The sequence below is a fragment of the Acinetobacter sp. YH12239 genome (genome assembly GCF_013417635.1).
Lineage (GTDB): Bacteria > Pseudomonadota > Gammaproteobacteria > Pseudomonadales > Moraxellaceae > Acinetobacter.
The window spans coordinates 324,085-349,446 of the sequence record NZ_VPDP01000001.1; the positions used below are offsets into that span (position 1 = coordinate 324,085).

The 25,362-nt window shown below is 39.3% G+C and carries 22 protein-coding genes; 17 read left to right on the forward strand and 5 right to left on the reverse strand.

Translation table 11 applies throughout. The annotated features are described in order from the left end of the window. Positions 1 to 102: 102 nt before the first annotated feature. The 11 genes from FTV17_RS01495 to FTV17_RS15475 all read left to right on the forward strand — a co-directional run bounded on the left by FTV17_RS01495 (position 103) and on the right by FTV17_RS15475 (position 14,663). Positions 103 to 1,476 carry a diaminobutyrate--2-oxoglutarate transaminase gene (locus tag FTV17_RS01495; RefSeq protein ID WP_179997873.1) on the forward strand — a complete coding sequence of 458 codons (1,374 nt, stop codon included), beginning with the start codon at positions 103 to 105 and terminating at the stop codon, positions 1,474 to 1,476. Positions 1,477 to 1,479: 3 nt separating this feature from the next. Further along, entirely contained in the window at positions 1,480 to 3,012 is a 1,533-nt protein-coding gene (locus FTV17_RS01500; RefSeq protein WP_092767092.1) for an aspartate aminotransferase family protein, read from the forward strand. 352 nt (positions 3,013 to 3,364) lie between these two features. Next, entirely contained in the window at positions 3,365 to 4,390 is a 1,026-nt protein-coding gene (locus tag FTV17_RS01505) for a substrate-binding domain-containing protein (RefSeq protein WP_179997953.1), read from the forward strand. Between the two features lie 97 nt (positions 4,391 to 4,487). Beyond that, complete coding sequence (pstC, locus tag FTV17_RS01510; RefSeq protein WP_035267115.1) at positions 4,488 to 5,867, forward strand: phosphate ABC transporter permease subunit PstC; 1,380 nt, start codon at positions 4,488 to 4,490, stop codon at positions 5,865 to 5,867. Further along, positions 5,867 to 7,255 carry a phosphate ABC transporter permease PstA gene (pstA, locus tag FTV17_RS01515; protein ID WP_179997874.1) on the forward strand — a complete coding sequence of 463 codons (1,389 nt, stop codon included), beginning with the start codon at positions 5,867 to 5,869 and terminating at the stop codon, positions 7,253 to 7,255. Before pstC ends, pstA begins: the two co-directional genes overlap by 1 nt. A 12-nt stretch (positions 7,256 to 7,267) precedes the next feature. Then, entirely contained in the window at positions 7,268 to 8,191 is a 924-nt protein-coding gene (gene pstB / locus FTV17_RS01520) for a phosphate ABC transporter ATP-binding protein PstB (protein WP_218945249.1), read from the forward strand. A 116-nt stretch (positions 8,192 to 8,307) separates the two neighbouring features. After that, complete coding sequence (locus FTV17_RS01525; protein WP_179997875.1) at positions 8,308 to 9,354, forward strand: M20/M25/M40 family metallo-hydrolase; 1,047 nt, start codon at positions 8,308 to 8,310, stop codon at positions 9,352 to 9,354. A gap of 230 nt (positions 9,355 to 9,584) precedes the next feature. Further along, positions 9,585 to 13,418 (forward strand): phosphoribosylformylglycinamidine synthase, encoded by a 3,834-nt coding sequence (gene purL, locus FTV17_RS01530; protein WP_179997876.1) that lies wholly within the window; start codon positions 9,585 to 9,587, stop codon positions 13,416 to 13,418. 105 nt (positions 13,419 to 13,523) lie between these two features. After that, entirely contained in the window at positions 13,524 to 13,697 is a 174-nt protein-coding gene (locus FTV17_RS15465; protein WP_257219858.1) for a hypothetical protein, read from the forward strand. Positions 13,698 to 13,738: 41 nt separating this feature from the next. Next, complete coding sequence (locus tag FTV17_RS15470) at positions 13,739 to 14,263, forward strand: abortive infection family protein (protein ID WP_373687169.1); 525 nt, start codon at positions 13,739 to 13,741, stop codon at positions 14,261 to 14,263. 292 nt (positions 14,264 to 14,555) lie between these two features. Further along, positions 14,556 to 14,663, forward strand: coding sequence for a KGW motif small protein (locus FTV17_RS15475; RefSeq protein ID WP_373687177.1), 108 nt, complete (start codon positions 14,556 to 14,558; stop codon positions 14,661 to 14,663). A 30-nt stretch (positions 14,664 to 14,693) separates the two neighbouring features. Here the strand turns inward: FTV17_RS15475 and FTV17_RS01540 are convergent, their stop codons facing one another. Next, positions 14,694 to 16,436, reverse strand: coding sequence for an FAD-dependent monooxygenase (locus FTV17_RS01540; RefSeq protein WP_179997877.1), 1,743 nt, complete (start codon positions 16,434 to 16,436; stop codon positions 14,694 to 14,696). 159 nt (positions 16,437 to 16,595) lie between these two features. Between FTV17_RS01540 and FTV17_RS01545 the strand changes: the two genes are divergently transcribed. Next, the gene (locus FTV17_RS01545; protein ID WP_179997878.1) at positions 16,596 to 17,504 is read left to right on the forward strand and encodes a LysR family transcriptional regulator; all 909 of its coding nucleotides are present in this window, start codon (positions 16,596 to 16,598) and stop codon (positions 17,502 to 17,504) included. Next, entirely contained in the window at positions 17,497 to 17,808 is a 312-nt protein-coding gene (locus tag FTV17_RS01550; protein WP_179997879.1) for an NGG1p interacting factor NIF3, read from the forward strand. The genes FTV17_RS01545 and FTV17_RS01550 overlap by 8 nt, the downstream gene beginning before the upstream one ends. A gap of 120 nt (positions 17,809 to 17,928) precedes the next feature. Here FTV17_RS01550 and FTV17_RS01555 read toward each other — a convergent pair whose 3' ends face one another. From FTV17_RS01555 to FTV17_RS01565, 3 genes are all read right to left on the reverse strand, one after another. Beyond that, a complete protein-coding gene (locus FTV17_RS01555) occupies positions 17,929 to 18,282 on the reverse strand; it encodes a hypothetical protein (protein ID WP_179997880.1) in 354 nt (117 codons plus the stop codon). Positions 18,283 to 18,343: 61 nt separating this feature from the next. Then, entirely contained in the window at positions 18,344 to 19,093 is a 750-nt protein-coding gene (locus FTV17_RS01560; RefSeq protein WP_179997881.1) for a nitroreductase family protein, read from the reverse strand. A 56-nt stretch (positions 19,094 to 19,149) separates the two neighbouring features. Further along, a complete protein-coding gene (locus FTV17_RS01565; RefSeq protein ID WP_179997882.1) occupies positions 19,150 to 19,950 on the reverse strand; it encodes an enoyl-CoA hydratase-related protein in 801 nt (266 codons plus the stop codon). 103 nt (positions 19,951 to 20,053) lie between these two features. Here FTV17_RS01565 and FTV17_RS01570 point away from each other — a divergent pair, with 103 nt between their 5' ends. After that, complete coding sequence (locus FTV17_RS01570) at positions 20,054 to 20,635, forward strand: nicotinate-nicotinamide nucleotide adenylyltransferase (protein WP_179997883.1); 582 nt, start codon at positions 20,054 to 20,056, stop codon at positions 20,633 to 20,635. Between the two features lie 32 nt (positions 20,636 to 20,667). After that, complete coding sequence (locus tag FTV17_RS01575) at positions 20,668 to 21,225, forward strand: YceI family protein (protein WP_373687170.1); 558 nt, start codon at positions 20,668 to 20,670, stop codon at positions 21,223 to 21,225. Between the two features lie 27 nt (positions 21,226 to 21,252). On the opposite strand, the gene FTV17_RS01580 is transcribed toward FTV17_RS01575, so the two are convergent. Continuing rightward, positions 21,253 to 22,134, reverse strand: coding sequence for a LysR family transcriptional regulator ArgP (locus FTV17_RS01580; RefSeq protein WP_179997955.1), 882 nt, complete (start codon positions 22,132 to 22,134; stop codon positions 21,253 to 21,255). A 101-nt stretch (positions 22,135 to 22,235) separates the two neighbouring features. On the opposite strand from FTV17_RS01580, the gene FTV17_RS01585 reads away from it, so the two are divergent. Both FTV17_RS01585 and FTV17_RS01590 read left to right on the forward strand, forming a co-directional pair. Beyond that, on the forward strand, positions 22,236 to 22,838 hold the full coding sequence (locus FTV17_RS01585) for a LysE/ArgO family amino acid transporter (RefSeq protein WP_179997884.1): 603 nt from the start codon (positions 22,236 to 22,238) through the stop codon (positions 22,836 to 22,838). 392 nt (positions 22,839 to 23,230) lie between these two features. Next, entirely contained in the window at positions 23,231 to 25,339 is a 2,109-nt protein-coding gene (locus FTV17_RS01590; protein ID WP_179997885.1) for a TonB-dependent siderophore receptor, read from the forward strand. Positions 25,340 to 25,362: the final 23 nt, after the last annotated feature.

A 25,362-nucleotide genomic window follows, 5' to 3' on the forward strand; every position in this document is an offset into this window, starting at 1 on the left:
TCTACACAATAGGCTAACTAGAACTCTATAAAGCACCGAGTCAAAGGACCGCAAGTCACCCGACTTATTTCTATTAACCCATATCAGAGATGGTAATTCGATATGAGCGTTTCTTCTGTAAATCCTGCACCTAATTCTACTAACGAATACTATTTGACTCGCCAAAGTCAGATGGAATCTAATGTTCGTAGCTATCCACGTAAATTGCCGTTAGCGATAGCAAAAGCACAAGGTTGCTGGGTTACTGATGTTGAAGGTACAGAGTACCTCGATTGTTTAGCTGGGGCAGGAACATTGGCTTTGGGCCATAATCATCCTGCGGTCATTCAAAGTATTCAAGACACTTTAGCGAGTGGTCTTCCATTACATACTTTGGATTTAACGACACCTTTAAAAGATGCTTTTACTGAAGCTTTACTTGCTGAATTACCGGGTGGTAAAGAAGAGTACTGCCTACAGTTCTGTGGTCCATCTGGTGCAGATGGTACAGAAGCAGCAATTAAACTTGCAAAAACATATACTGGCCGTGGCACTGTGATCAGCTTCTCTGGTGGCTACCATGGTATGACTCACGGCTCATTAGCAATGACAGGTAATTTGTCTGCTAAAAACGCTGTTAATGGTTTAATGCCAGGCGTTCAATTCATGCCGTATCCACATGAATACCGTTGCCCACTAGGTTTAGGCGGTGAAGCTGGTGTTGACGCGCTTACTTATTTCTTTGAAAACTTCATCGAAGATGTTGAAAGCGGTGTGACTAAGCCTGCTGCAGTTATTCTTGAAGCCATTCAAGGTGAGGGTGGTGTGGTTACAGCACCTGTGAAATGGTTGAAAAAAATTCGTGAAGTGACTGAAAAGCACAACATCGTTTTAATTCTTGATGAAGTTCAAGCTGGTTTCGCACGTTCTGGAAAAATGTTTGCCTTTGAACACGCGGGTATCGAACCTGATGTTGTAGTGATGTCGAAAGCAGTAGGTGGAAGCTTACCACTTGCTGTACTTGGTATTAAGCGTAAGTTTGATGCTTGGCAGCCTGCAGGTCACACGGGTACTTTCCGTGGTAACCAATTGGCTATGGGTACTGGTCTTGCTACGATCAAAACGATCAAAGAACAAAATCTTGCACAAAACGCACAAGAGCGCGGTGATTTCCTTCAAGCTGAATTGAAGAAATTAGCCGCAGAATTCCCATGTATCGGTAATGTACGTGGTCGCGGTTTAATGATCGGTGTCGAAATTGTTGATGAGCGTAAACCTGCTGACCATATGGGTTCACTTCCTGCAGATGGTCAATTGGCTGCTGCAATCCAAGCAGCGTGTTTCAACAACAAATTGTTGTTAGAAAAGGGTGGGCGTAACGGTACAGTGATTCGTTTACTTTGCCCACTCATTATTAACCAAGCTGAATGTGAAGAAGTAATTGTGCGCTTTAAGAAAGCAATTTCTGAAGCATTAGTTGCGGTACGAGGCGCTTAATTCATGGTAGATTTTGCAGAACACCGTAAAGCTTTGCTCTGTAATGATGCTGCATCTATTGCTGACTATACGTCAGCAATGGATCAGGCAACTCAAGCAGTAGCAGCTTGGTTACAAAATGACAAAATGTACACAGGCGGTAGCATCAAAGAGCTTCGCAGTGCAATTGCATTTAATCCTTCTAAAGAGGGATTGGGTGTGGAAAAGTCATTAGAGCGTATGGTTGAACTATTCCTCAACAAGAGCTTAAAAGTCCATCATCCGCATTCTTTAGCACATTTGCACTGCCCAACCATGGTGACAAGCCAAATTGCGGAAGTGCTGATTAATGCAACCAACCAATCGATGGACTCATGGGATCAAAGCCCTGCAGGTTCATTGATGGAAGTTCAATTGATAGATTGGCTTCGTCAAAAAGTTGGTTATGGTGCAGGTCAAGCAGGTGTGTTCACCTCTGGCGGTACGCAGTCAAACTTGATGGGTGTATTGCTTGCACGTGATGCATGTATCGCGAAAAACTGGAAAGACGAAAACGGCAATCCGTGGTCTGTTCAGCGTGATGGCGTACCTGCGGAAGCGATGCGTAACGTTAAAGTCATTTGTTCTGAAAATGCTCACTTCTCTGTGCAAAAGAACATGGCGATGATGGGAATGGGCTTCCAATCTGTAGTGACTGTGCCTGTTGACGAAAATGCGCGTATGGACATGGATGCACTAGAGAAAACCATGGCACACCTTCAAAATGAAGGCAAAATTGTGGCATGTGTGGTTGCAACTGCAGGTACTACCGATGCGGGTGCAATTGATCCATTGAAGAAAGTCCGTGAAATCACCAACAAGTACGGCGCGTGGATGCATATCGATGCAGCATGGGGTGGTGCTTTAATCCTATCTAATAATCACCGTGATTTGTTAGATGGTATCGAGCTTTCTGACTCAATCACTCTTGATTTCCATAAGCATTATTTCCAAACCATTTCATGTGGCGCATTCTTGTTAAAAGATGAAGCGAACTATCGTTTCATGCATTATGAAGCTGAGTATTTAAACTCTGCATATGATGAAGAGCATGGTGTACCAAACTTAGTGTCTAAATCGCTACAAACAACACGTCGTTTTGATGCGTTGAAATTGTGGATGACGATTGAAGCACTCGGTGAAGAGCTTTACGGTTCTATGATTGACCACGGTGTGACTTTAACGCGTGATGTTGCAGATTATATTAAAGCAACGGACGGTTTAGAGTTATTGGTTGAGCCACAATTTGCATCAGTCTTGTTCCGTGTAATTCCTGAAGGTTATCCAACAGAATTACTCGATACACTGAATCAAAACGTTGCGGATGAATTGTTTGCACGTGGTGAAGCGAATATTGGAGTGACTAAAGTCGGTCAGGTTCAATCATTGAAAATGACAACTTTAAGTCCAGTGGCAACTTTAGACAATGTGAAGAACTTGCTTGCGCTTGTACTTGCTGAGTCTGATCGTATCAAAGCTTCAATTGCTGATGGTACATATACGCCACCAATCGATTAATAGATTGTTTGTGAAAAAAGCGCTCAATTGAGCGCTTTTTTGATATCAAAAATTCATAACTTAGACATATTTTTAGATCATGATTAAAAAATCTTTATGCAGAATTAAGGGGGATAATTATTAAAGAATAAGTATGTAATAAAAATATCAGTATTTAATCGTAATTATTATAAGTTGTTGAAATATAATTAAAAAATAAATAAGCAGGTTGGTGTAATAAAAATAATAAAATCGTAATAAAGCTGTAACCTTATTGTCATATTATCAAATCAAAATGCATGTATCGAAATAAGTACAATACTTCAATAAAAAGTAGCGTACTCCAAATTTGCATAAATTGAGAGATAACATGATGCGCTTTACAAATATTGCAATTGCATTAGCACTTTCTGGGGCAGCTGTAGCAACAACCGCAAATGCAGCACGTGACACAATTCAAATTGCGGGTTCTTCTACAGTATTGCCATATGCAAGTATTGTGGCTGAAGAATTCGGTAATAATTTCCCTCAATTCAAAACACCAGTAGTTGGTTCAGGCGGTTCGTCTGGTGGTCTAAAACAATTTTGTAATGGTGTTGGTGACAACACAATCGATATTGCTAACTCATCTCGTGCAATCAAATCAAGCGAATTAGCCGAATGTAAGAAAAATGGCGTTAACCAAGTATTAGAAATTAAAATCGGTTACGACGGTATCGTATTTGCTTCAAATGCTAACAAAGCAGCTTATAAATTACGTCCGCAACATGTATTTGCAGCTTTGGCAGCTGAATTACCTTCAAACGGTAAAATGGTAAAAAACCCATATACACGTTGGAATCAAATTGATAAATCATTACCAAATGAGCCGATCACGCTTGTAATCCCTGCTTCGAATCATGGTACACGTGAAGTCTTCCAGGAGAAAATGGTGGACGCTGGTTGTGAATCGTATGCTGCTATTAAAGCTTTAGATAAAGATGCGAAAAAGAAAGCTTGTACAACATTCCGTAAAGATGGTCGTGTTGTCGAAATTGCGGGTGACTATACAGAAACACTTGCACGCTTAAAAACTTCTCCAAGTGCTGTTGGTGTGTTTGGTTTAGGTTTCTATGATCAAAACCGTGACCGTTTACGCGTTGCAACTGTGAACAATGTGGCACCGTCTGAAAACACGATTTTAAATGGTTCTTACCCTGTATCACGCCCTTTATTCTTCTACGTAAAAGGTGAGCATTTGAAATCAATCAAAGGTTTACCACAGTTTACTGAATATTTCTTAAATAAGCGTGTTTCAGGTAAAGGTTCTAAGTTAGAAAAAGCGGGCTTAATTTCACTCTCTGACAAAGAACGCGCATCAATTTTGGCAAACTTTAAAGCAGGTAAAGCTGTTAAGTAATCAAACGACAAACTAATGGCAGGAATTATCCTGCCATTGGTTTTTTCATTGAAAAGTTTTTTCAAACCATGAAAATTGAAAAGACAGTGGAGAATACATGAATCTGCTACTTATAGGTGTGTTATTGGCGATCATCGCCATTGCCTATCAAATCGGATTACGCAAAAGCCGTAACTTAGCAGGTCAGGGAAATAACTCTGCCGCTTTGCATTCACGTCCTGGTTACTATGGGGCATTAGTTGCGTTGTGGTGTGGTATCCCTGCATTTTTAATTTTGATTGTTTGGAATTTGGTTGAGCCAACGATCTTGGAGCAGGTGGTGCTTAATCATTTGCCACAGGATATTAAAGCGAGTCTAGATCCAGCAAGCCTAAACGTAGTTGTTGATCGTGTTCAAGCGATTGCGTCCGGATTTGGTGTCAGTGACACGGCAACGGCATATGAAGTTGCTGCTGCAGAGCAACTGAGTAAATTTTCAACTATTGGTTCTTTTGCAAAATTAGCAGTTGTTATTTGCGCTGCATTGGCAGGTTTGGTATGGGCTAAAAAAAGAATTAGCCAAGATTTTAGAGCGCGTAATCAAGTCGAGAAAGTCATCAATGTTGGCTTAGCTTTATGTTCTGGTGTCGCGATTCTTACAACACTAGGGATTGTAATGTCGATGTTTGGAGAAGCGATGCGCTTCTTCAGCTTTGTTAATCCTTTTGATTTCTTCTTTGGAACAGAGTGGAACCCGGGTTTCAGTACTTCGGGAAGTGCAGAAGGAAGCTATGGTTTACTTCCATTGTTGTGGGGTACGCTTATGGTCAGTGGGATCGCACTATTGGTTGCTGTACCAGTAGGTTTAATGATCGCGATTTATTTGGCTGAATATGCTTCTCCTCGCTTCCGTTCTTGGGCAAAACCGACCATTGAAGTTTTAGCGGGTATTCCAACGATCGTTTATGGTGTATTTGCCCTTATGATTATTGGCCCATTTATTAAAACTGTAGGGGCAATGGTTGGTATTGATATCAACGCAACGAGTGCGCTCACTGCAGGTTTTGTCATGGGAATCATGATCATTCCTTTTGTGTCTTCTTTATCTGATGACATTATTACTCAAGTGCCTCGAGCATTACGTGATGGATCTTTAGGATTAGGGGCGACCAAATCTGAAACGATTCGTAAAGTGGTCATTCCAGCAGCGTTGCCTGGCATTATTGGTGCATTTTTATTGGCTGCTTCCCGTGCAATTGGCGAAACTATGATCGTAGTTCTAGCAGCTGGTAACAGTCCTCTTTTACACGCAAATCCATTAGAAGCTGTTTCGACCGTAACGATTACGATTGTTAATCAATTAACAGGTGATACTGACTTTGCAAGTCCGCAAGCATTAGTCGCTTTCGCACTAGGACTTACATTGTTTGTGATTACTTTAGGTTTGAACATTGTTGCACTTTACATCGTGCGTAAATACCGTGAGCAATACGACTAATGAGTACTTCTAATCCTAATACTCTCGAGACAGTTGATTCAGCAACAGCTGAGCAGCTTAGAGAAAAGCGTAAGAAGACTATTCAGAATTCTTTAGCTAAACGTCATCGTAAAGAAAAGACGTTCCGTTTCTTCGGTTTTTCAGCAGTGATTGCTGGCTTATTCTTCGTAGTATTGCTATTCGGTAGTATTTTAGCGAAAGGCTTGCCTGCTTTTTGGCAAAGTAGCATGAATTTGCCAATCTATTTCGATCCAAAGATTGTTGAAGTTGGTCCAAAGCCTGTACTGGCTGAAGATGAGAATCCAGCTCAGTATGAAGAACGCTTTATTGAGTGGCAGACTGAAGTTGGCATGGTGGATTGGGATGCATTGATCATCAATGCCATGATCAAACAAGATCCTCAACTGGAAGCCCAACGTGATGATTTAAGCTATATCTATACGAGCTCTGAAGCATATCGTATCCGTGATATGGTGATGAATGATCCAAGCTTGGTTGGTAAAACAGTGGACGTAAAAGTCCTTGCTGATGCAAATGTTGATGTGTGGCTTGCAGGTAATATTGATCGTTCTTTGCCAGATGAACAGCAACAACTTAGTCCCGAGATTCGTCAAATTGCTGATGAACTCAAGGCTAAAGGTGTCATCGAAAATTCATTTAACACGAATATTTTCACGAGTCCTGACTCTCGTAGTTCACCAGCGACATCTGGTTTAGCTGGTGCATTCATGGGCTCATTGTTCATGATGTTGATTGTAATCTTTATTTCGATTCCAATCGGCGTTGCATCTGCGATCTATCTTGAAGAGTTCGCACCAAAGAACTGGATTACAGATATTGTAGAAGTCAACATCAATAATTTGGCTGCTGTTCCATCGATTGTATTCGGTTTGCTTGGTGCTGCAATTTTTATTGGTTGGATGCATTTACCATTATCTGCCCCTTTGGTGGGTGGTCTTGTGTTAAGTTTAATGACATTGCCAACGGTGATTATTACGACACGAGCTTCTTTAAAAGCCGTTCCACCTTCGATTCGCCAAGCTGCATTAGGATTGGGTGCATCAAGACTGCAAACTGTTTTTCATCACGTCCTGCCTTTGGCATTACCAGGTATTTTAACAGGTGCAATTATTGGTGTGGCTCAAGCATTGGGTGAGACAGCGCCGTTATTGCTGATTGGTATGAGTGCTTTTGTAGCCAGTGTTCCAGCAAGCCCATTCGATCAATCTACAGCGCTGCCTGTACAGATTTTCTTGTGGCAGGGTAATGAACTTCGTAACTTCTTCGAAGGTCGTACTGCTGCAGCCATTATTGTTCTCCTTGCGATGATGATTAGCTTAAATAGTTTAGCGATCTGGTTACGTAAGAAATTTGAAGTCCGTTGGTAGTCGGAGCAAAATATGAATACAGTAACTTCGCAAGTAACTCAAAATTCCTTAAATAAGGATCAATCAGTGAATTCAGATCAAACACAATTTACATCTCAAGATGCAAATCAAAAAACGTCAACTTCGTTTGTTTCACAATTTGACACGCAAAGCGAAAATAAAAAAGAAGCAAAATCGGATGTTGTAAAATTGAGCACAACTGATGTTCACGTTTATTACGGTGAATCTGAAGCGATTAAAGGCATTGATCTTAATATTTACCAAAATGAAGTGATTGCTTTTATTGGTCCATCTGGATGTGGTAAGTCAACATTCCTACGTACTTTAAATCGTATGAACGACACGATAGATAGTTGTCGGGTAACGGGTAAAGTCATGTTGGATAATCAAGATATCTATGATCCTAATCTCGACGTAGTATTACTGCGTGCGCAAGTGGGTATGGTGTTCCAAAAGCCAAACCCATTCCCAAAATCAATTTTTGAAAACGTTGCATACGGACCTAAACTCCATGGTTTAGCACGTGACAAATATGATTTAGAAGAGATCGTTGAAAATAGTTTACGTAAAGCGGGCTTGTGGGATGAAGTTAAGGATCGTTTGAATCAGCCTGGAACTGGTTTATCAGGCGGTCAACAGCAACGTCTATGTATTGCTCGTACTATTGCAGTTTCGCCAGAAGTGATTTTAATGGACGAACCTTGTTCAGCACTTGACCCGATTGCGACGGCTAAAGTTGAAGAGTTAATCGCTGAGCTTTCAACACAATATACTATTGCAATTGTTACGCACTCAATGCAACAAGCTGCACGTGTATCAGACCGTACTGCCTATTTCCATTTAGGTGATTTGATTGAAGTGAATTCGACAGAAAAAGTCTTTACTCAACCTGATCATCAATTGACTGAGGCATATATTACGGGTCGATTTGGTTAATTAAAAATTTAGAAACATAAATAAAAAGAGTCTTCGGGCTCTTTTTTTATTACAAAAATCTGTGGATGTAATAAGGTTATTCTCTAAAATGGAATCCTTAATAAACTGATATCCACATGACAATGAAAAAAATACTTTGTTTAACAGCATTAATGACCAGTATTTTTATGTTGAGTGCTTGCTCACATACACCAAATCAAAATCAACAAGTAACCACGCAAATCAATACTTCGAATTTGATCGAACAACGTCTCATGAGTCATCTTAGTACCTTAGAAGATATTGCAGCAGCTCATGGCGGTAATCGCGCAGTTGGAACGGATGGTGGTAAGGCAACTGCAACCTATATTATTAAAGAGGCAAAAAAAGCTGGTTTGCACGCTCAGATGTTGCCGTTTGAAAATCGCAATAAGATTGTAGGTCAGAATCTTATTATCGAAATCAAAGGTAAAAATCCTGATTTAGCTACGATAATCGGTGCACATTATGATTCTGTGACCACAGGGCCTGGGATCAATGATAATGGTACAGGTGTAGCCGTTCTATTAGAGCTATTACAACATTATTCAAAATCTGAAAATCATCCTCAAAATACAATTTACCTTGCATTTTGGGATTCTGAAGAAGATGGTATCGGAGGTTCGCAAGATTTTGTTGCTAAAATGACACCTGAACAGCTGAAGGGAATAAAGGCTTATATCAATGTTGATATGGTCGGTACAAAAAATCCGAATATTTTGATTGCTGATGTAGATAAATCTTCATTAAAAGATTTAGAAGCCCAGTTTAAGTCTGCTGGATTATCTGAATCTGACTATAAACCAATGATTGATGGTTTAAAGTCTTTACCTAGTCATCAAGGGGATACTGCGCTTGAAGAGCATTTAAAATCATTCTTTAAAGCAAAGAACTTAACCATCAAAGAAGACATTACCACTTTAACAGCAAGTGACACAGCACCATTCTTAGGAAAAGTGCCAGTCACATCGATCATTTTATTTAATGAACAAGAACGTCCAGGTGCAAACGAGGGGGAGATAATTTTAGATTTTGCACCATGTTATCACCAAGCCTGTGATATCAAGGATTTAGTCGATCCAAAATCTATGATTATGGCTCTAGAGGCGATTCAACATCTGTTAAAAGTCACCAATACTCAATAGTTGAGATGACTTAAGAATTATTTAGACACATCTCATTTGAATTGCATCGAAGGGTGCAATTCAATTTTTTTTGCTGAATAAAAAAGATTTATCCGTAAACTCGATCGAAAATATGTTCTAAAGCAGTTTTGCTATCTAGCTGAATTTTGCAATACGCAGTAGAATATGCGCTCTCTTCAAGTCACATTGTGGCATGGTTCAAAAGACCATCCCGTGGAGCCAAAATCAGCATGTTTATCGTGGCCGGTGCACCAGCACACTCTTCTTTTAAGCAAACGCAACTATTAACTCGTTTACAGTCAATTAGTTCGGTTCAATCAATAGAAAGTCAATGGGTTTATTTATTCGACCAAGCGCTCAACGAGCAACAACAGCAATCCGCTTTACAGCTTCTAAATGATGGTGCGTCATTTGAATTACGCCAAGCAGCCACAGATGAGATTCAAATCTTAGTCACTCCACGCGTAGGCACAATTTCGCCGTGGTCTTCAAAAGCGACCGATATTTTCGCGAACTGCAACACACCGGTTCATCGTCTTGAACGCGGTGTTTTGTTTACTTTGAAGGGTGTAAAAGACGTTTCAAATGAAATTAAGCAAATTCTGCATGACCGAATGACAGAAAGTGTTTTCAATCAAATTGACGATGCTGCTGCTTTATTCACTGAAACTGAGCCAAAACCACTGAACTCGATTGATATTCTAGGTCAAGGTAAAGAAGCGCTCGTAAAAGCAAACTCTGAATTTGGTTTTGCTTTATCGGATGAAGAAATTGATTACTTAACTGATGCATTTATCAAGTTGGGTCGCAATCCGCATGACATTGAACTCATGATGTTTGCACAAGCGAACTCTGAGCATTGTCGTCATAAAATCTTTGGTTCAGAATGGACAATTGATGGTGAAGTCCAACCATTGTCATTGTTCCAAATGATTAAAAATACCTATAAAGAATCACCTACAGATGTATTGTCAGCATATAAAGACAACGCATCAGTGATTGTTGGTTTTGATACGCAACGTTTTTATCCGAAAAAAGATGAAAACGGTCATTATGTTTATAAATATAAGAGCCAAGCTGCCCACATCTTAATGAAAGTGGAAACCCACAACCATCCTACAGCGATTGCACCATTTGCAGGTGCGGCAACAGGTTCGGGCGGTGAAATCCGTGATGAAGGTGCAACAGGTCGTGGTGGTAAGCCAAAAGCAGGCTTAACAGGTTTCACTACATCTAACTTGAATATTCCAGGCTTTGAACAGCCATGGGAAGAAAACTACGGTAAACCATCTCGTATGGCATCTCCGCTTCAAATTATGATTGAAGGTCCATTGGGTGGTGCTGCGTTTAACAACGAATTTGGTCGTCCTGCGTTAAATGGTTACTTCCGTACATTCGAGCAAAATGTAAATGGTGATGTAAAAGGTTTCCATAAGCCAATTATGATTGCTGGTGGTTACGGTAACATCCGTCCTGACCACGTTGAAAAAGATGCGATCCAACCGGGCGATTTACTCATCGTGCTTGGTGGTCCTGCGATGTTGATCGGTCTTGGCGGTGGTGCGGCATCTTCTGTAGATAGCGGTACAATGGGCGAGAGCTTAGATTTTGCTTCTGTACAACGTGAAAACCCAGAAATGGAACGTCGTTGCCAAGAAGTCATTGATACCTGCTGGCGCATGGAAGATCACAACCCAATCGTGTCTGTACATGACGTAGGTGCGGGTGGTATTTCAAATGCGATGCCTGAACTGGTAAATGACCACGAATTAGGTGCAAAACTTGATCTTCGTAAAGTACCATCATTGGAGCCAGGTATGGCGCCAATGGAAATTTGGTCAAATGAAGCACAAGAGCGTTATGTATTGGCGATCCGTCCATCTTCATTAGAATTATTTGAATCAATCTGTGCGCGTGAACGCTGTCCGTTTGCCGTATTAGGTGAAGCGACTGAAGCGCGTCATTTAACGGTTGAAGATCCATTGTTTGGTAACAACCCAGTTGATGTACCAATGCAAGTGATCTTAGGTGGTACGCCACGTATGAGCCGTGCGTATGACTGTATCGAACGTCACGGTGATGACTTTGATGCGGCTAAAGTGACTGATCTTAAAGATGCGATTTACCGTGTGATTAAGAACCCAACAGTTGCTTCTAAGTCATTCTTAATTACCATTGGGGACCGTTCAATTACAGGTATGGTTGCACGTGACCAAATGGTTGGTCCATGGCAAGTGCCTGTGGCGGATGCTGCAGTAACAACGACAAGCCTTGTGGGTTACACAGGTGAAGCAATGGCAATGGGTGAACGTCCACCTGTAGCATTGTTAAATCCTGCGGCATCTGCGCGTTTAGCAGTGGCTGAGTCAATCACGAACATCATGTCTGCAAAAATCGAGAAAATCAGCGACATTAAATTGTCTGCGAACTGGATGGCTGCAGCAGGTCAAGTAGGCGAAGATCAAGCATTATTTGAAGGTGTTAAAGCCATCGGTATGGAAATGTGTCCTGCGCTTGGTATCGCAATTCCTGTAGGTAAAGATTCTTTATCGATGCGTACGACTTGGAATGATGAAGGTGAAGATAAGTCTGTAACTTCTCCAATGTCAGGTGTGATCACAGCATTTGCACCAGTGACTGATGTGCGTAAGACATTAACACCAGAATTGAAAAACTTAGATTCAGTACTTGTGCGTATTGATTTGTCTAAAGGTCAATTCCGTCTAGGTGGTTCGATCTTGGCGCAAGTGTATAAAGCAATTGGTTCGGTTACACCAGATGTAGATAGCTTCGATGACTTCAAAGCATTCTTTGCATTGGTACAAGATTGGAATAACCGTGGTCTAATTAAAGCTTACCATGACATCGGTGATGGTGGTTTAATCGCAACTGTTGCAGAGATGATGTTCGCTTCACGCTTAGGTGTGGCTTTAGAAGATCAGTCTGTAGCAAGCTTATTTGCTGAAGAAATTGGTGCGGTATTACAAATTGCTAAAACAGATTGGGATGCACTACAGGCTGAAGTTGCAGCATCTAGCTTAAAAGATGCGATCAGTGTCGTTGGTACAGTGAATACTACTGATACGCTAACGATCAATGGTTTAACGCTTGATCGTGTTAAACTGCAACAAGCGTGGACTGAAGTGTCACATCAGATTCAACGTTTACGTGACAACGTGGATACTGCAGATCAAGAATATAGTTTAATTGCGAATAAAGATCATAAAGGTCTTATTGCAAAAGCGACATTCGATTTGAATGAAGAAATTGAAGCACCGTATATCAATACACGTCGTCCGAATATGGCAATCTTGCGTGAGCAGGGTGTAAACGGTCATGTCGAGATGGCAGCTGCATTCGACAAAGTCGGTTTCAATACGATTGATGTCCATATGAGTGACCTACTCGCTGGTCGTGTAAGCCTTGATGAATTTGAAGGTTTAGTTGCATGTGGTGGTTTCTCTTACGGTGACGTTTTAGGCGCTGGTGGTGGTTGGGCGAAGTCAGTATTGTTCAATCCTAAACTTCGTGATCAATTTGAGAAATTCTTTAACCGTCAAGAAACATTCTCACTCGGTATCTGTAACGGTTGCCAAATGTTGTCACAATTGGCTCCACTCATTCCAGGTGCTGAAAACTGGCCACGTTTCCATCGTAACGTATCAGAAATGTTTGAAGCGCGAGCAGTAAACGTTCGTGTTGAAAAATCTAAATCTGTACTGTTAGAAGGTATGGAAGGTTCGATTTTACCAATTGCTGTGGCGCATGGTGAAGGTCGCGTTGTTGCAGCGGACAGCTCTATTGCTACATTGAATGCGGGTAATCAAGTGACTTTACGTTATGTTGATAGCCAAGGTAATCCAACTCAACATTACCCATTGAACCCGAACGGCTCACCTGAAGCAATTACAGGTGTGACTTCAACTGATGGTCGTGCAACGATTATGATGCCTCATCCAGAGCGTAACTTCCGTGCGATTCAGCATTCTTGGAAACCTGAAGATTGGGATCAAGATGGTGCTTGGTTACGTATGTTCCGTAATGCTCGTAAATTTATTGGTTGATTAAATCAATAGATTGAAAAAGCCACCAGTAAGGTGGCTTTTTCATAAGTAAATTATTGTTTTGAAGATGTAAAATTGAGTTGAAAACAAATAAAGAGTTCTCAAATGTCTGGTTTAATTGAAAAAATATTACACTTGCGTGAATTGCTAATAGCTAGGGCTACAGATAGTTATGAAAAAGGTGCCTCAGAGGCATTTAAAGAGCTTAGAAAAGAATTGCTGATAAAAAAAACCTTTATGGGTATATTCCATTTATTGTTAAAGATACAAATACCTTAGATGAGTTTGAAGCGAGAATTAAATGGGATTTTAAATCTTATGTGGAGCGTGAGAATTATATTTATTCAGAATTTAAAGAGTTATTGAATGTTTTAGAAAGAAGAAATACTTCTCCCTTAGATCAAGTAGTGGAGTTGAGAATTAACGAATTAAGTTCTGATTATATTCATCAAATATGGCAGAAAGCATTAGAGCGGAGAGTAACTGATCCTGATGGTGCTATTACATTAGCAAGGACACTTTTAGAGTCGACTTGTAAATATATTCTTGATGAACATCAAATTGACTACGGAAATGCGCCTGATATTAATCAACTATATAGATTAGTCAGTAAAGAATTAAATTTAGCACCTTCTCAACACACAGAACAAACTTTTAAACAGATTCTTGGAGGATGTAGTTCAGTGATTGAAGGCTTAGGATCATTGAGAAACAAAGTAGGGGATGCACATGGTCAGGGCAAAAAGAATTTTAAGCCTGCATCGCGTCATGCTGAATTGGCAGTCAATTTAGCTGGAACAATGTCAGTTTTTTTATTTTCCACGTGGAGCTTAAAAGAAAAATAATGAATAAATTTATTAATAAAAAACATTGTTAAATAGTATCTTAAATTTACCTTATGGAAAAATAAATTTAGATTCGCTAACATGAGCTTATTCAGCCACCATTTTGGTGGTTTTTTGTTTTTATAGATTTGGTTTCAAAATCTTTCTCCCACTGGACTTGGTTTGGTTTTTGCTTTTATATAGAGGTTAGGACAAGTGTGTTTTTTGGACATATAGCTAACCATAATAAGTAAGAATTTAATGCGGTTCGTTTTTAACTCAGGTATGAGGTGACGATATGACCAAAACAATGATGATACTGAACAAACACGAGTTGAGGCAAAAAGGCTGGAAGCTATTCGCTTTTGTGGCCAGTCTTCAAATCCTATTTTTAATTGCAGGTTATTTCTTAACAGCGTAAAAAAAGCCACCTTAGGGTGGCTTTTATTATTTAAACAGTAAGTTGAATCTGTTTTAGAACTGCTCTCAGAGTATTTTCAAAATCAAAAGATTCATTGGTACTGTCTTGATAACGCCAAGCGACATAGCCATCTGGACGTACTAAAACAGCACCAGATTCATGAATTTCAGACTTCGCATTCCATGTACCATAGACATCACGGTAATCTCTTGAACCGATTTGAATAACATCTAAATACCCAAGATTAAGCTGTTCAGCAGCTTGTTTCCAGCCTTTGCCTGAGAGGCCTGTGAGTAAGGTAAAACGACCTTTGCCCGTAATATCTAAAGTTGAAACTTTTTGACCTTTAGCATTGATGAGCCAAGTATGCGGTACTTTTGCTCCAGGCCGTGTAGTGGCTTGTAGGTAAAGTTGATCATCTTGTTTAAAGACTTCAGGTTCTGATTCAGAGATGACAGCATTTGAGCTATAACGCTGATTCAGTTCAACACCTTGAGCATTAAATTCAAAACTTTTAATTGCTAATGCATTGTAGAGTTTTGTACGTATTTCAGCGCCTTGTTCATTTTCAGCAAAAATACGCTCCAGCATTTGCTTTTGGGTTGTTACACCTTGATCAAAACCAAAAACTTCTTTGAGGTGTTTATAATCAAATCGTGATTGGTTGGCACGTGCAACAATTTGCTTACCTACAGGCGCACGTTCAACGGTATAAGAATCGAGAAGCGTAGGTTGAGACCAACCTTTAACTGCATATGCAAGTTTCCAACCGAGATTAAAGGCATCTTGCATGCAGGTGTTTGAGCCTAAACCACTTGATGGTGGGTGACGATGCACCGCATCACCACCACAGAATACACGACCTTTCGAATATTCAGTTGCCCATGTTTGGTTCACATACCAATAAGACAATTTTTGAATTTCAACATCTTCAACATGCTCACCCACGAAAGCATCTAAATGTGCACGAACTTGCTCTGCAGTCACTTGAGGCTCGCCTTTGGAAATATCGAAGCCCCAACCCATTATCCACTCATTCCATGGGGTGATGGCACGCAATAGCCCCATACCTAAATCACCAAAACTTGCTTCAGGATTGACAATCCATTGCAAAATCGCAGGGCGATGCTGTACGTATTTAGATAAGTCCGCCTTAAAGGTCACATACACTGTACCTGCCCGTGCCATAACGCCTTCAAGTGGTAATCCCAATTGTTCAACAACTTTTGAACGTGCACCGTCCATTCCCACCAAGTATTTTGCACGTAAACTAAATTCGGTATTGGTAATATGATTGAGGAATGTTGCAGTCACGCCGTGTTCATCTTGTACGTGAGATAAATATTCAGTATTGAAGTTAAAAATAGCGCCACGCTCTGCCGCATTTTTAACGAGCAGCGCTTCCATTTTAGGTTGGATAAGATCCACTAAAGGGCATGGACTTCCTTTGATATAATCGCCATGACGCTCATCACCTGTGCCCCAAGCACTGATACGGGCAATTTCTTCGCCGACTAAACTGGTTGTGATCAGGCTTTCACCCATGTGTTCCCAAGGTGTTGCGATTTCCTTCACCTGTTCTTCGATACCTAAATCACGGAGGACTTCCATGGCACGTTGATTAGTAATATGTGCACGAGGACTGTTGGCTAACCAATTAAACTGGGTAAACAATTGAACTTTGACGCCATAATTGGCAAGGGCAAGCCCCAGAGTTGAACCAGCAGGACCAGTACCAATGACAAGAACATCAGTGTCAAAATGTTGAGACATGCTTTTTCCTATATGAATTGAATACATGGGGAGAGTTTTTGAATTGAGTCAGTCTAGAAAAAAAGTGCAGTGATCTATAGTCGTATTCATATAAACTATCGATCTATATAAAATTCAAAGTAATGAACGTGCACTTATGCACGATGGGCTGATTGAGATATGGAATTACGACATTTACGGTATTTTATGACTGTTGCTCAAGAGCAAAGCTTTACTAAAGCTGCCGAAAAGCTCTATACCGCACAACCATCACTCAGTCAGCAAATTAAAGATCTTGAACACGAAGTCGGTGTTACTTTATTTGATCGGACCACTCGTAAAGTCAAACTGACTGATGAAGGGGAAGCATTTTTAAAATATGCAGCTTTGACGCTGGACAATGCCAAGCAAGCTGTAGCTGCTGCTAGACAGGTTGCTCAGCAAAAGAATAATCAGATTCATATTGGATTTTTGAATGTGGCTGAACTGAAATTGATGCCTAGCATTCTGGCGCAGTTAAGAAAGAATATTCCTAATCTTAAAATTCATTTACACAGTTTGACCTGTACTGAGCAAATACAAAAACTTAGAAATGCTGAACTTGATATATGTTTTACTCGATACAAAATGGATCATTCAGATTATGAAGATATCCATATTCTGACAGAACAAATTTATTTGGTGGCTGCAGACAATCTTCATCCTTCAGAACGGACATTGAAACTACAAGAATTAAAAAATTCATCAGTGATTATGTGTGAACAAAATGCTTCACCAATATTCTATGACAAATTAAATGTTCTAGTTCCCTTCGAAAAGATGGATGATCAAATGCTGTGGGTGACTAATGTATTACAGCATATCAATCTGATTAATTTGGGAATGGGCTTTAGTTTTGCTCCCGAATACCTCCTAAAGTTTTTAAATCATAATATTAAAATTGTGAAAACAGATGAGCATTTACCACAGCTTGGTCTATATGCGAATTATCATCGTCATTCAAACAATATTGCATTGAAAATGATTACTCAAGCACTTATGCAAATGACAACAGAGGGGAAAAGAGTGGAAGAGGTTATTCATGCTTAAACTGATCTATTTTGTACCAGAATCACATCTAGAGTTGACGAAGCAGGCAGTATTTGAAGCAGGTGCAGGCGGAATTGGTGATTATGAGCAATGTGCTTGGCAGGTCAAGGGCTTAGGTCAATTTAAACCTGTCAATGGGGCTCAACCATTTATAGGTCAAGTCGGAGAGCTTGAACAAGTTGAAGAGTGGCGTGTAGAAACTATTGTGCCTGAAGATAAAGCCATAGAAGTGGCATGTGCATTAAAAGCCAGTCATCCTTATGAAGAACCAGCTTATGAGTTTATTCAGCTGTTAGACCTATGATGGATTGATCGATAATGAATACATAAAAAGTATTCATGATTCAGAACTTTATAGATCTTAGGCATAATATTTTTCATAAAATATTTTCTTAATTCTATTCGTTAAGGTTTTTAAGTATTGTCAGTTATCATCAATCGATACATTTTTTTGTACAACAAATTTATTTGTTAATGGATAATCGGTTCGCTTTAAAAAAATATAGGGAAATTCAATGCCTTCAAATTGGTGGGCAGTTAAATCGATAATATAATCATGAGATTGTAACCAAAAATGATGGTTATTTAGAAGGTCGGTACCTTTAATTAATTCGAAGTGATCAATTCCATCATTTCTCAAAAATAGCAGAAGAATCGATGAAGCTTCTTCACAATAGTTCTTGGGAAAATGCATTATTTTTCCATAGCTCTCAAAATTTTCTGAAAAGCATTTGAGAGCTAATTCTGAAATCCTCATTATTTTTTGAGCTTCATTCATTTATTTAAGTCTCAATGAAAATTCATCGACCGTCTTTTAAAACAAAATTCAATTTGATCAATCAAATCTTTTGAATAAATAAGTCTCGATCGAAACGGTATTGTGGGAAGAACACACCATCTTCAGCACGCTCTCCCGCACCAATGACCATAATTGGAAACTCTTTAGTATTGAGCCCCAATGTTTTACATACTAAAGGTTCGTCAAAACCTTCCATCATACAACTGTCGAATCCATAAGCTCTGAGCGCAAGTACAAGATTTTCACAGGCTAAAGCAGTTGTCTTCGCTGCCCAAAGTTTGGCATCCGCAGGTGTAAAAGCGGTAACAGGCATTTGTTTGTCAAAAGTACGTGCTACTTTGAAAGTTACTTTCTTAAAGTTACCAATTGTATTTAAGTAACCCGTTTTATAATTCAGTGGAATATAGGTGTAATATTTTTTGACGAGTGGAGGAATCTCAGGAAATGGAAATTCTTGAATATTCAGTTTTGCCATTTCATTAATTCGATCTGTACGTGCGACACAGACAATCAATTCAGCCGCTGTGCGCGCAGCCCATTGATTTAGACATGCTTTTACAATCTTTTGTTTCTTTTCAGGATTTTGGACAACATAAAAAGTCCAAGGTTGTAAGTTAGATGAATTAGGGGCCAAGAGTGCTAAATCTAAACATTGATCGAGGATATCAGACGGTATAGGTTTTTCTGTAAACTTCCGAACAGATCGACGACTGGTCACGACCTTTTTGAAATTTTCAACATCAATGTCTTGTGGTGCAGGTTCGTAGTAGCGTTTTTTTTCAGTCGTCATGATCCATTCCTTAGATAGAGAGTATTCACCGAGTCGTGAGACTCGGATCTTTTAGCTTAATTAAATTGTGTGAAATCAGGTTTACGTTTTTGCATAAAAGCTTGTACAGCTTCCATCATTTCTGGAGAGCCGACGCGCCCCATAAAGATTACTGCTTCATGATCAATCCAGGACACGATCTCATCAACATCATGTTTCATTAAGGCTTTAGATTGCACGAGAGAAGCAAGTGGTAGTGAAGCCAGTTGAGTGGCTTTTTGAGTAGCAGTTGCATAAACGTCAGATTCAATACTGTTGATCAAGTTTGCAGCCAATGCTTTTTCACTGTCGAATTTATCAGCAGTTAATAAAAGTTCTGCTGCTTTCACATGACCTGCTTGACGTGCTAGTAATTTACTAGATGCGCCTTCAGGTGAAAGACCTAAGCTTACAAATGGAATTTGGAACAAAGCAGTGTTATCTGCATAAACTAAGTCACAATGCAATAAGATCGTTACGCCAATACCAATTGCTACACCACGTACCGCAGCAATCAAGGGTTTGGAAAATTTAGCAGCAGATTTTAACAGTACGAAAGGAGGACCATCTTCTGGACGAATTTGATCTTTCATCGCCGCAGATTTCATGAAGTCTTGCATATCATTACCAGCACTGAAATCCGCATCTTCGCCACGTAAAATGACCACACGAACAGCTTGATCTTTGTCTGCTTCATCAAGGGCTTTGGCGATCCAGAGGTATAATTCGCCGTATAATGCATTTTTGGCTTTAGGACGATTAATCGCCAAGGTCAGCACACCATCTTCTAATTTTGCATTTAAATGCTCATGAGGTTGTTGAATACAACTTAATGACATCGTACTATCCTTGCTTTCAATTAATATAGATTTTATGAAATCTATTATGTCGTATTCTGGCGAAGAGTGACATAACTGATCAGTTCATAAACGTGACTTGGCGATGAATTATAAATTTGATTATTTGGTTTATATCGGACGTTTTCAGCCTTTTCATTTGGCACATATGGAAACCATTAAAATTGCGCTGACGCATAGCCAGAACGTTATTTTAGCGCTTGGTTCTGCTCAAATAGAGCGGAATATAAAAAATCCATTTTTAGCCATTGAACGTGAACAGATGATTTTGTCTAACTTTACTCCTGATCAACAGGCAAGAATCAAATTTGTACACGTTATTGATGTTTATAATGATGAAAAATGGCAAAAATTGGTCAAATCTTTAGTGGCGGGTGTAGCACAGCCAAGTAATCAAGTCGGCTTAATCGGTCACTTTAAAGATGACTCATCCTATTACCTCAAATTTTTCCCAGAATGGGAGATGTTGGAACTCGATAGTTTAAAAGGTGCAATTTCTGCAACACCACTTCGCGAAGCATACTATCGGGGGGAAATTATGGAAAAAGAACTTCCCCACGGAACCATTCAATTTTTACAAGCGTTTCAAAACTCAGAAATTTACCAACAACTGAAAACTAAATACCAACGTCAAGACAGTACAAGTTTGAGTGCATCAATTGAATGATTGTGTTTAACACAAGAAAACCGAGGGAAATCGTGCGTACTATTACACAAATGAGTTTGGCCATAGTGCTATTGTCTGCTTCTGTTTTTGCTCAAGCGCAAACATGGACACTATCACCTAGCAGTAAGATCAGCTTTGATATCCGATCTGCAGGAATGTCGATTGTAAATGGGCAATTTCAAAAGTATCAATCACAGATGAATTTCGATCCGGCACAGCCTAATCAAGGTTCAGCTAAATTTGTGATGGATGTGAATAGCCTTAAACTGAGCAAAAACTCTTTAAAGGATATGGTCTTTGGTGACAGTTTCTTCCATGCAAGCAAATATAAAACTGTGACCTTTCAAAGTAATCAAATTCGTGCTTTAGGAAATAATAAATACAAATTTGATGGTCAACTCACCATGCGTGGTGTGACACGCCCAGTTTCATTTGATACAACTTTAACTCCAAATGCATTGAATCCAAATGAGTTGAATGTACAATCTTCAACAGTCATCAACCGTAGTGATTTCGGTATGCGCAAAGCGATTGGTGGAATTGGCGAAAAAGTGAATATCAAGCTTGAAGGGCAGTGGAAAGCCAACTAAATCGATGAAAAGAAAGCAGTGATTCAATCACTGCTTTTTTAATGTCATGAGTATGTCAGTAATATGTTTGAGTTGTGGCGACTGTTGTTTCCAATGATGCCAATATAGATCAACGTCTTGTGTTGCCTCAGGCAACAAACAAATCAATTGTCCTTGATCGAGTAAATCTTGAATTTGCAGTTCAGGCACCATGCCATAGCCTAAGCCAAGATGGATTGCATCGACAAATGACTTTGAGGAGGGGACATAATGATATGGATAACTAGATTGCGGTAATCCAAATTGATTCAGTAGAACCGTTTCATGTAAATGATCTTTATCATTAAAGATGACCGCAGGCGCACGGCGAAAGGAATCGCGATTTAGTCCGTTTTTAAACCATGCTAATTTGAATTCTGGCGTACACACCATTTGATAACGCATCGTGAACAAAAATTCTGAGTGGCAACCTGTCATAGGTTGGGACTCAGCGCTTATACACGCATTTACATAGCCAGATTCCATTAATTGATGCGTATGATCCTGATCATCTATTCGAAGTTGTATTGTGATTTTATGCTCTATTAATTGTTCAGCAATCGCAGGCAAAAGCCAAGTTTCTAATGAATCTGCATTCGTTCCAATGATAATTTTATAAAACTCAGAATTTTGATTTTTTCCCTGAATAAGCTGCAGAACATTTTCTTCTTGACGCTTTTGCCGTAATAAATGTTCAAGCAATATTTCACCTGAATGTGTCACACGACAAGGTCGTTCTCTCAGGATTAATGTTTGACCAATCTGCCGTTCCAATTGTTGGACACGAAGAGTAATTGCGGCGGCAGAGAGACAAAGCTTTTTAGCAGCCAGATCAAAACTTCCAGTTTCCGCCACAGTAATAAACGCGACACAGTCTTTATAATTGAAGATCATGATTTAATAAAAATTAATGAACTTAATATTAATTTAATAATACTCAATTTAAGATTGAATTGTTCATAATCCGCCTGATGATAAATATTAGGTGTTTTATGTCTTTATCCGTACTGTTTAATGGCTTTGTAACGAGTTTAAGTTTGATTATGGCGATAGGTGCTCAGAATGCTTTTGTGCTTAAACAGGGCTTAAAAAAAGAATATGTTTTATCCATTTGCCTCATTTGTGCCTTTTCAGACTCACTTCTAATTTTGGCTGGCGTATTTGGATTTGGGAAGTTTATCTCAGGCCATCCACAAATAATGACGTATGCACAATGGGGTGGTGCTGCATTTCTAGTGGTATATGGTGCCCATCATTTTTATCAAGCATTTTCGACCAAAAAATCGATGTGTCTTGATCATCACACTAATGTTTCATGGTTTAAAATTATTCTCATTTGCTTGGCATTCACATGGCTGAATCCCCATGTATATCTAGATACTATCGTGCTTGTAGGTGCGATATCGACGCAATTTGAAGATCACTTGTTATCGTTTGCTATTGGTGCGATCACGGCATCATGGTTATTTTTCTTTAGTTTGGGTTTTGGTGCGCAATATTTATCAGCTTACTTTCACAATCCCCGCGCATGGCAAGTCTTGGATATTTTGATTGCTTTAATCATGTGGTACATCGCCTATCACTTAATTAGTTAACTAGAAATTAAAACATGGAGTTGTGCAAAAAAGCTTTTAAAAGACAACTTTTATTTTCCAAATGTTTGATCACAGCATCTGTAACTCTAAGAACTACCTCATAATTTTTGATCATATTTAAAATTTTAATAAATATTGTCTTAGATTATTCATGTCTAGATTCACTGTGCTTCGATCGATAACTTGATATTTATGCTTACTTAAATTTTCAAACTAAGTCGCTCTGAATAAGTTGGACGAGATACTTTTCTAAGGTTGTAATATGATCGAATATAACTGTGAATTAGTTAAAAACAAAAGTAAATATTAATGATAAATTAATTATAAATAAAAATCATTATCATTTAAATTGTGTATGATGTGCCCGAAACCGTATATAAGAGGGCATCCACGTGAAAAGAAATCTATTATTTTTGTCTTTAGTTTCTATACCATGTTTTGCAGTTGCGCAAGAACCAACACAATTGGCAACCATTGTAGTAAAAGCAGACTCACAAGAAACCGATGTCACAGGTAAACTGAAAAAAAAAGCTACACTCAATATTTTAGGTGAAAAGGATGTGTTAGACACGCCGTTTACCATCCGTAACTACAGCGATCAAGCCATTCAAGATTCACATGCACATACGGTGATGGATGTACTCAAAATTGATCCAAGTGTTCGTACTACGACCAATAGTGGGCATCTCAATGAAAACTTTAATATCCGTGGTTTCAATGTCAATTGGGATGATCTGAATTTAAATGGGGCTTATGGTATGGCGCCTTCAGGTCGAGTATCTACTGATATTTTGAGTTCAGTTACGGTACTAAAAGGGCCGAATGCATTAATTGCTGGTATGGCACCGGGCGGTAGTGTCGGTGGTGTGATTATCGCCAACACTAAGCGTGCAGAAAAAGAATTAACTCGTGTCACCGCGAATTTTGAAGAGGAAGGCTTTTATAAGTCTGGTTTCGATGTTGCACGCCGCTTTGGCCAAGATCAAGAATTTGGCGCACGTCTAAGTGCCAATTATGGTCAAGGTGAGCATGTGGTGGATGGCCTAGAAGATGAAACAATTTCAGCGGTCTTGGGTCTAGATTGGACAACCGATAAAGCAAAAATTAACTTAGATGCTTATTCTACTAAAGATGATCGTCAAGGTGGCTCGCCCGCTATGGTCTCATTTGCCACCTTAGGTAAAGTATTGGATGCACCTGATGGACGTAGTAACTATTTACCCAATCTTTGGGGTAAACAATCTGCGAATTACGTGGGCTTATCAAGTGAATATAAATTACTTGAAAATCTAAAAGTTATTGCAGGGATTGGCACTGCTGAACAGAAGTACCAAGGACATTTATTTGGGACGCGTTTGGTTGTTACAGATGAAACTGGCAATGCAAATTCTCAGTACTATCATGTGAAAATGAACCAACGAAATACTACTGCAAACTTAGGTTTGGAAGGCGCATTTTATACAGGAGATATTCACCATACTGTCGGTCTTAGAGCGGATTATTTACATCGAGATACGGATATGCACAATAAAGCAGGTCAAACTACCTTCTTTACGAACTTGTATAACCCGAGCAATACTGAATCGATGCCATCTGCGCCAACAATTTCTCAAACTGCTGATAATGATTACATCAGTTATTCATTAACAGATCAGATCTCAATGCTAAATGATAAACTGCAATTTATTCTAGGTGCACGTTATCAAGAGATTGATATTAATAATCCAACAAATCCGAAGAATAATTATAGTGAAAACAAATTATCGCCAAGTTTAGGCATCGTTGTCAAACCTTGGGGTGAAGATCTATCACTTTATGCAAGTTATGTCGAAGGCTTATCTCAAGGCAGTACCGTCACTACCGAAGGTGATGTTAATTTTGGTAAAACTTTTGCACCATTTCAGACTGCACAATATGAACTAGGTGCTAAATATCAACATGGTTCTTGGTTGCATACTTTAGCGGCTTATCAGATTGATAAGCCAAGTACCATGACTGAACAGTTAAAAGATAATCCGAATGGTTATACACAAATTACAACAGACGGAGCTGAAACAACATCAAGGGGAGTTGAGTATGGTTTCTCAGGTAATGTTACAGATGATGTGATTATTTGGGGGAACTTAGCTTATATTGATGTGGAATATAGCAAAAACACCAATGCACAACTGGTAGGAAATACCGTTGAAGGACAACCTGAATTCACAGCAGGCCTAGGAATTGACTATAAACTTCCTGTTGAAGGGCTGAGCGTAAATGCACGTGCTAATTATGTTGATAAACAATATCTTAACAATACCAATACTTTAGAGATTCCTAGTTACACGCTGCTTGATGTAGGTGCAAAATATAAGACCAATCTTGGCGGTGTAAATACCACATTCCGCGCCAATGTTGATAATGTTACGGATGAAAAATACTGGGCGGGTGTATTTAACAGTGGTTTTACGACATTGGGTGCAGGACGCACTTATAAGCTTGGTGTAACTTTTGATTTCTAATTGTAGTTAAAAAGAATTATAAG

Bases quoted from the DNA above. Each gene is read 5' to 3' on its own strand.
- FTV17_RS01555 (WP_179997880.1), bottom strand. From the start codon at position 18,282: ATGAATGAAGCTCAAAAAATAATGAGGATTTCAGAATTAGCTCTCAAA.
- FTV17_RS01525 (WP_179997875.1), top strand. From the start codon at position 8,308: ATGACAATGAAAAAAATACTTTGTTTAACAGCATTAATGACCAGTATT.
- FTV17_RS01560 (WP_179997881.1), bottom strand. From the start codon at position 19,093: ATGACGACTGAAAAAAAACGCTACTACGAACCTGCACCACAAGACATT.
- FTV17_RS01550 (WP_179997879.1), top strand. From the start codon at position 17,497: ATGCTTAAACTGATCTATTTTGTACCAGAATCACATCTAGAGTTGACG.
- purL (WP_179997876.1), top strand. From the start codon at position 9,585: ATGTTTATCGTGGCCGGTGCACCAGCACACTCTTCTTTTAAGCAAACG.
- pstB (WP_218945249.1), top strand. From the start codon at position 7,268: ATGAATACAGTAACTTCGCAAGTAACTCAAAATTCCTTAAATAAGGAT.
- FTV17_RS01565 (WP_179997882.1), bottom strand. From the start codon at position 19,950: ATGTCATTAAGTTGTATTCAACAACCTCATGAGCATTTAAATGCAAAA.
- pstA (WP_179997874.1), top strand. From the start codon at position 5,867: ATGAGTACTTCTAATCCTAATACTCTCGAGACAGTTGATTCAGCAACA.
- FTV17_RS01545 (WP_179997878.1), top strand. From the start codon at position 16,596: ATGGAATTACGACATTTACGGTATTTTATGACTGTTGCTCAAGAGCAA.
- FTV17_RS01570 (WP_179997883.1), top strand. From the start codon at position 20,054: ATGAATTATAAATTTGATTATTTGGTTTATATCGGACGTTTTCAGCCT.
- FTV17_RS15475 (WP_373687177.1), top strand. From the start codon at position 14,556: ATGATACTGAACAAACACGAGTTGAGGCAAAAAGGCTGGAAGCTATTC.
- FTV17_RS01495 (WP_179997873.1), top strand. From the start codon at position 103: ATGAGCGTTTCTTCTGTAAATCCTGCACCTAATTCTACTAACGAATAC.
- pstC (WP_035267115.1), top strand. From the start codon at position 4,488: ATGAATCTGCTACTTATAGGTGTGTTATTGGCGATCATCGCCATTGCC.
- FTV17_RS15465 (WP_257219858.1), top strand. From the start codon at position 13,524: ATGTCTGGTTTAATTGAAAAAATATTACACTTGCGTGAATTGCTAATA.
- FTV17_RS01540 (WP_179997877.1), bottom strand. From the start codon at position 16,436: ATGTCTCAACATTTTGACACTGATGTTCTTGTCATTGGTACTGGTCCT.
- FTV17_RS01585 (WP_179997884.1), top strand. From the start codon at position 22,236: ATGTCTTTATCCGTACTGTTTAATGGCTTTGTAACGAGTTTAAGTTTG.
- FTV17_RS01505 (WP_179997953.1), top strand. From the start codon at position 3,365: ATGCGCTTTACAAATATTGCAATTGCATTAGCACTTTCTGGGGCAGCT.
- FTV17_RS01500 (WP_092767092.1), top strand. From the start codon at position 1,480: ATGGTAGATTTTGCAGAACACCGTAAAGCTTTGCTCTGTAATGATGCT.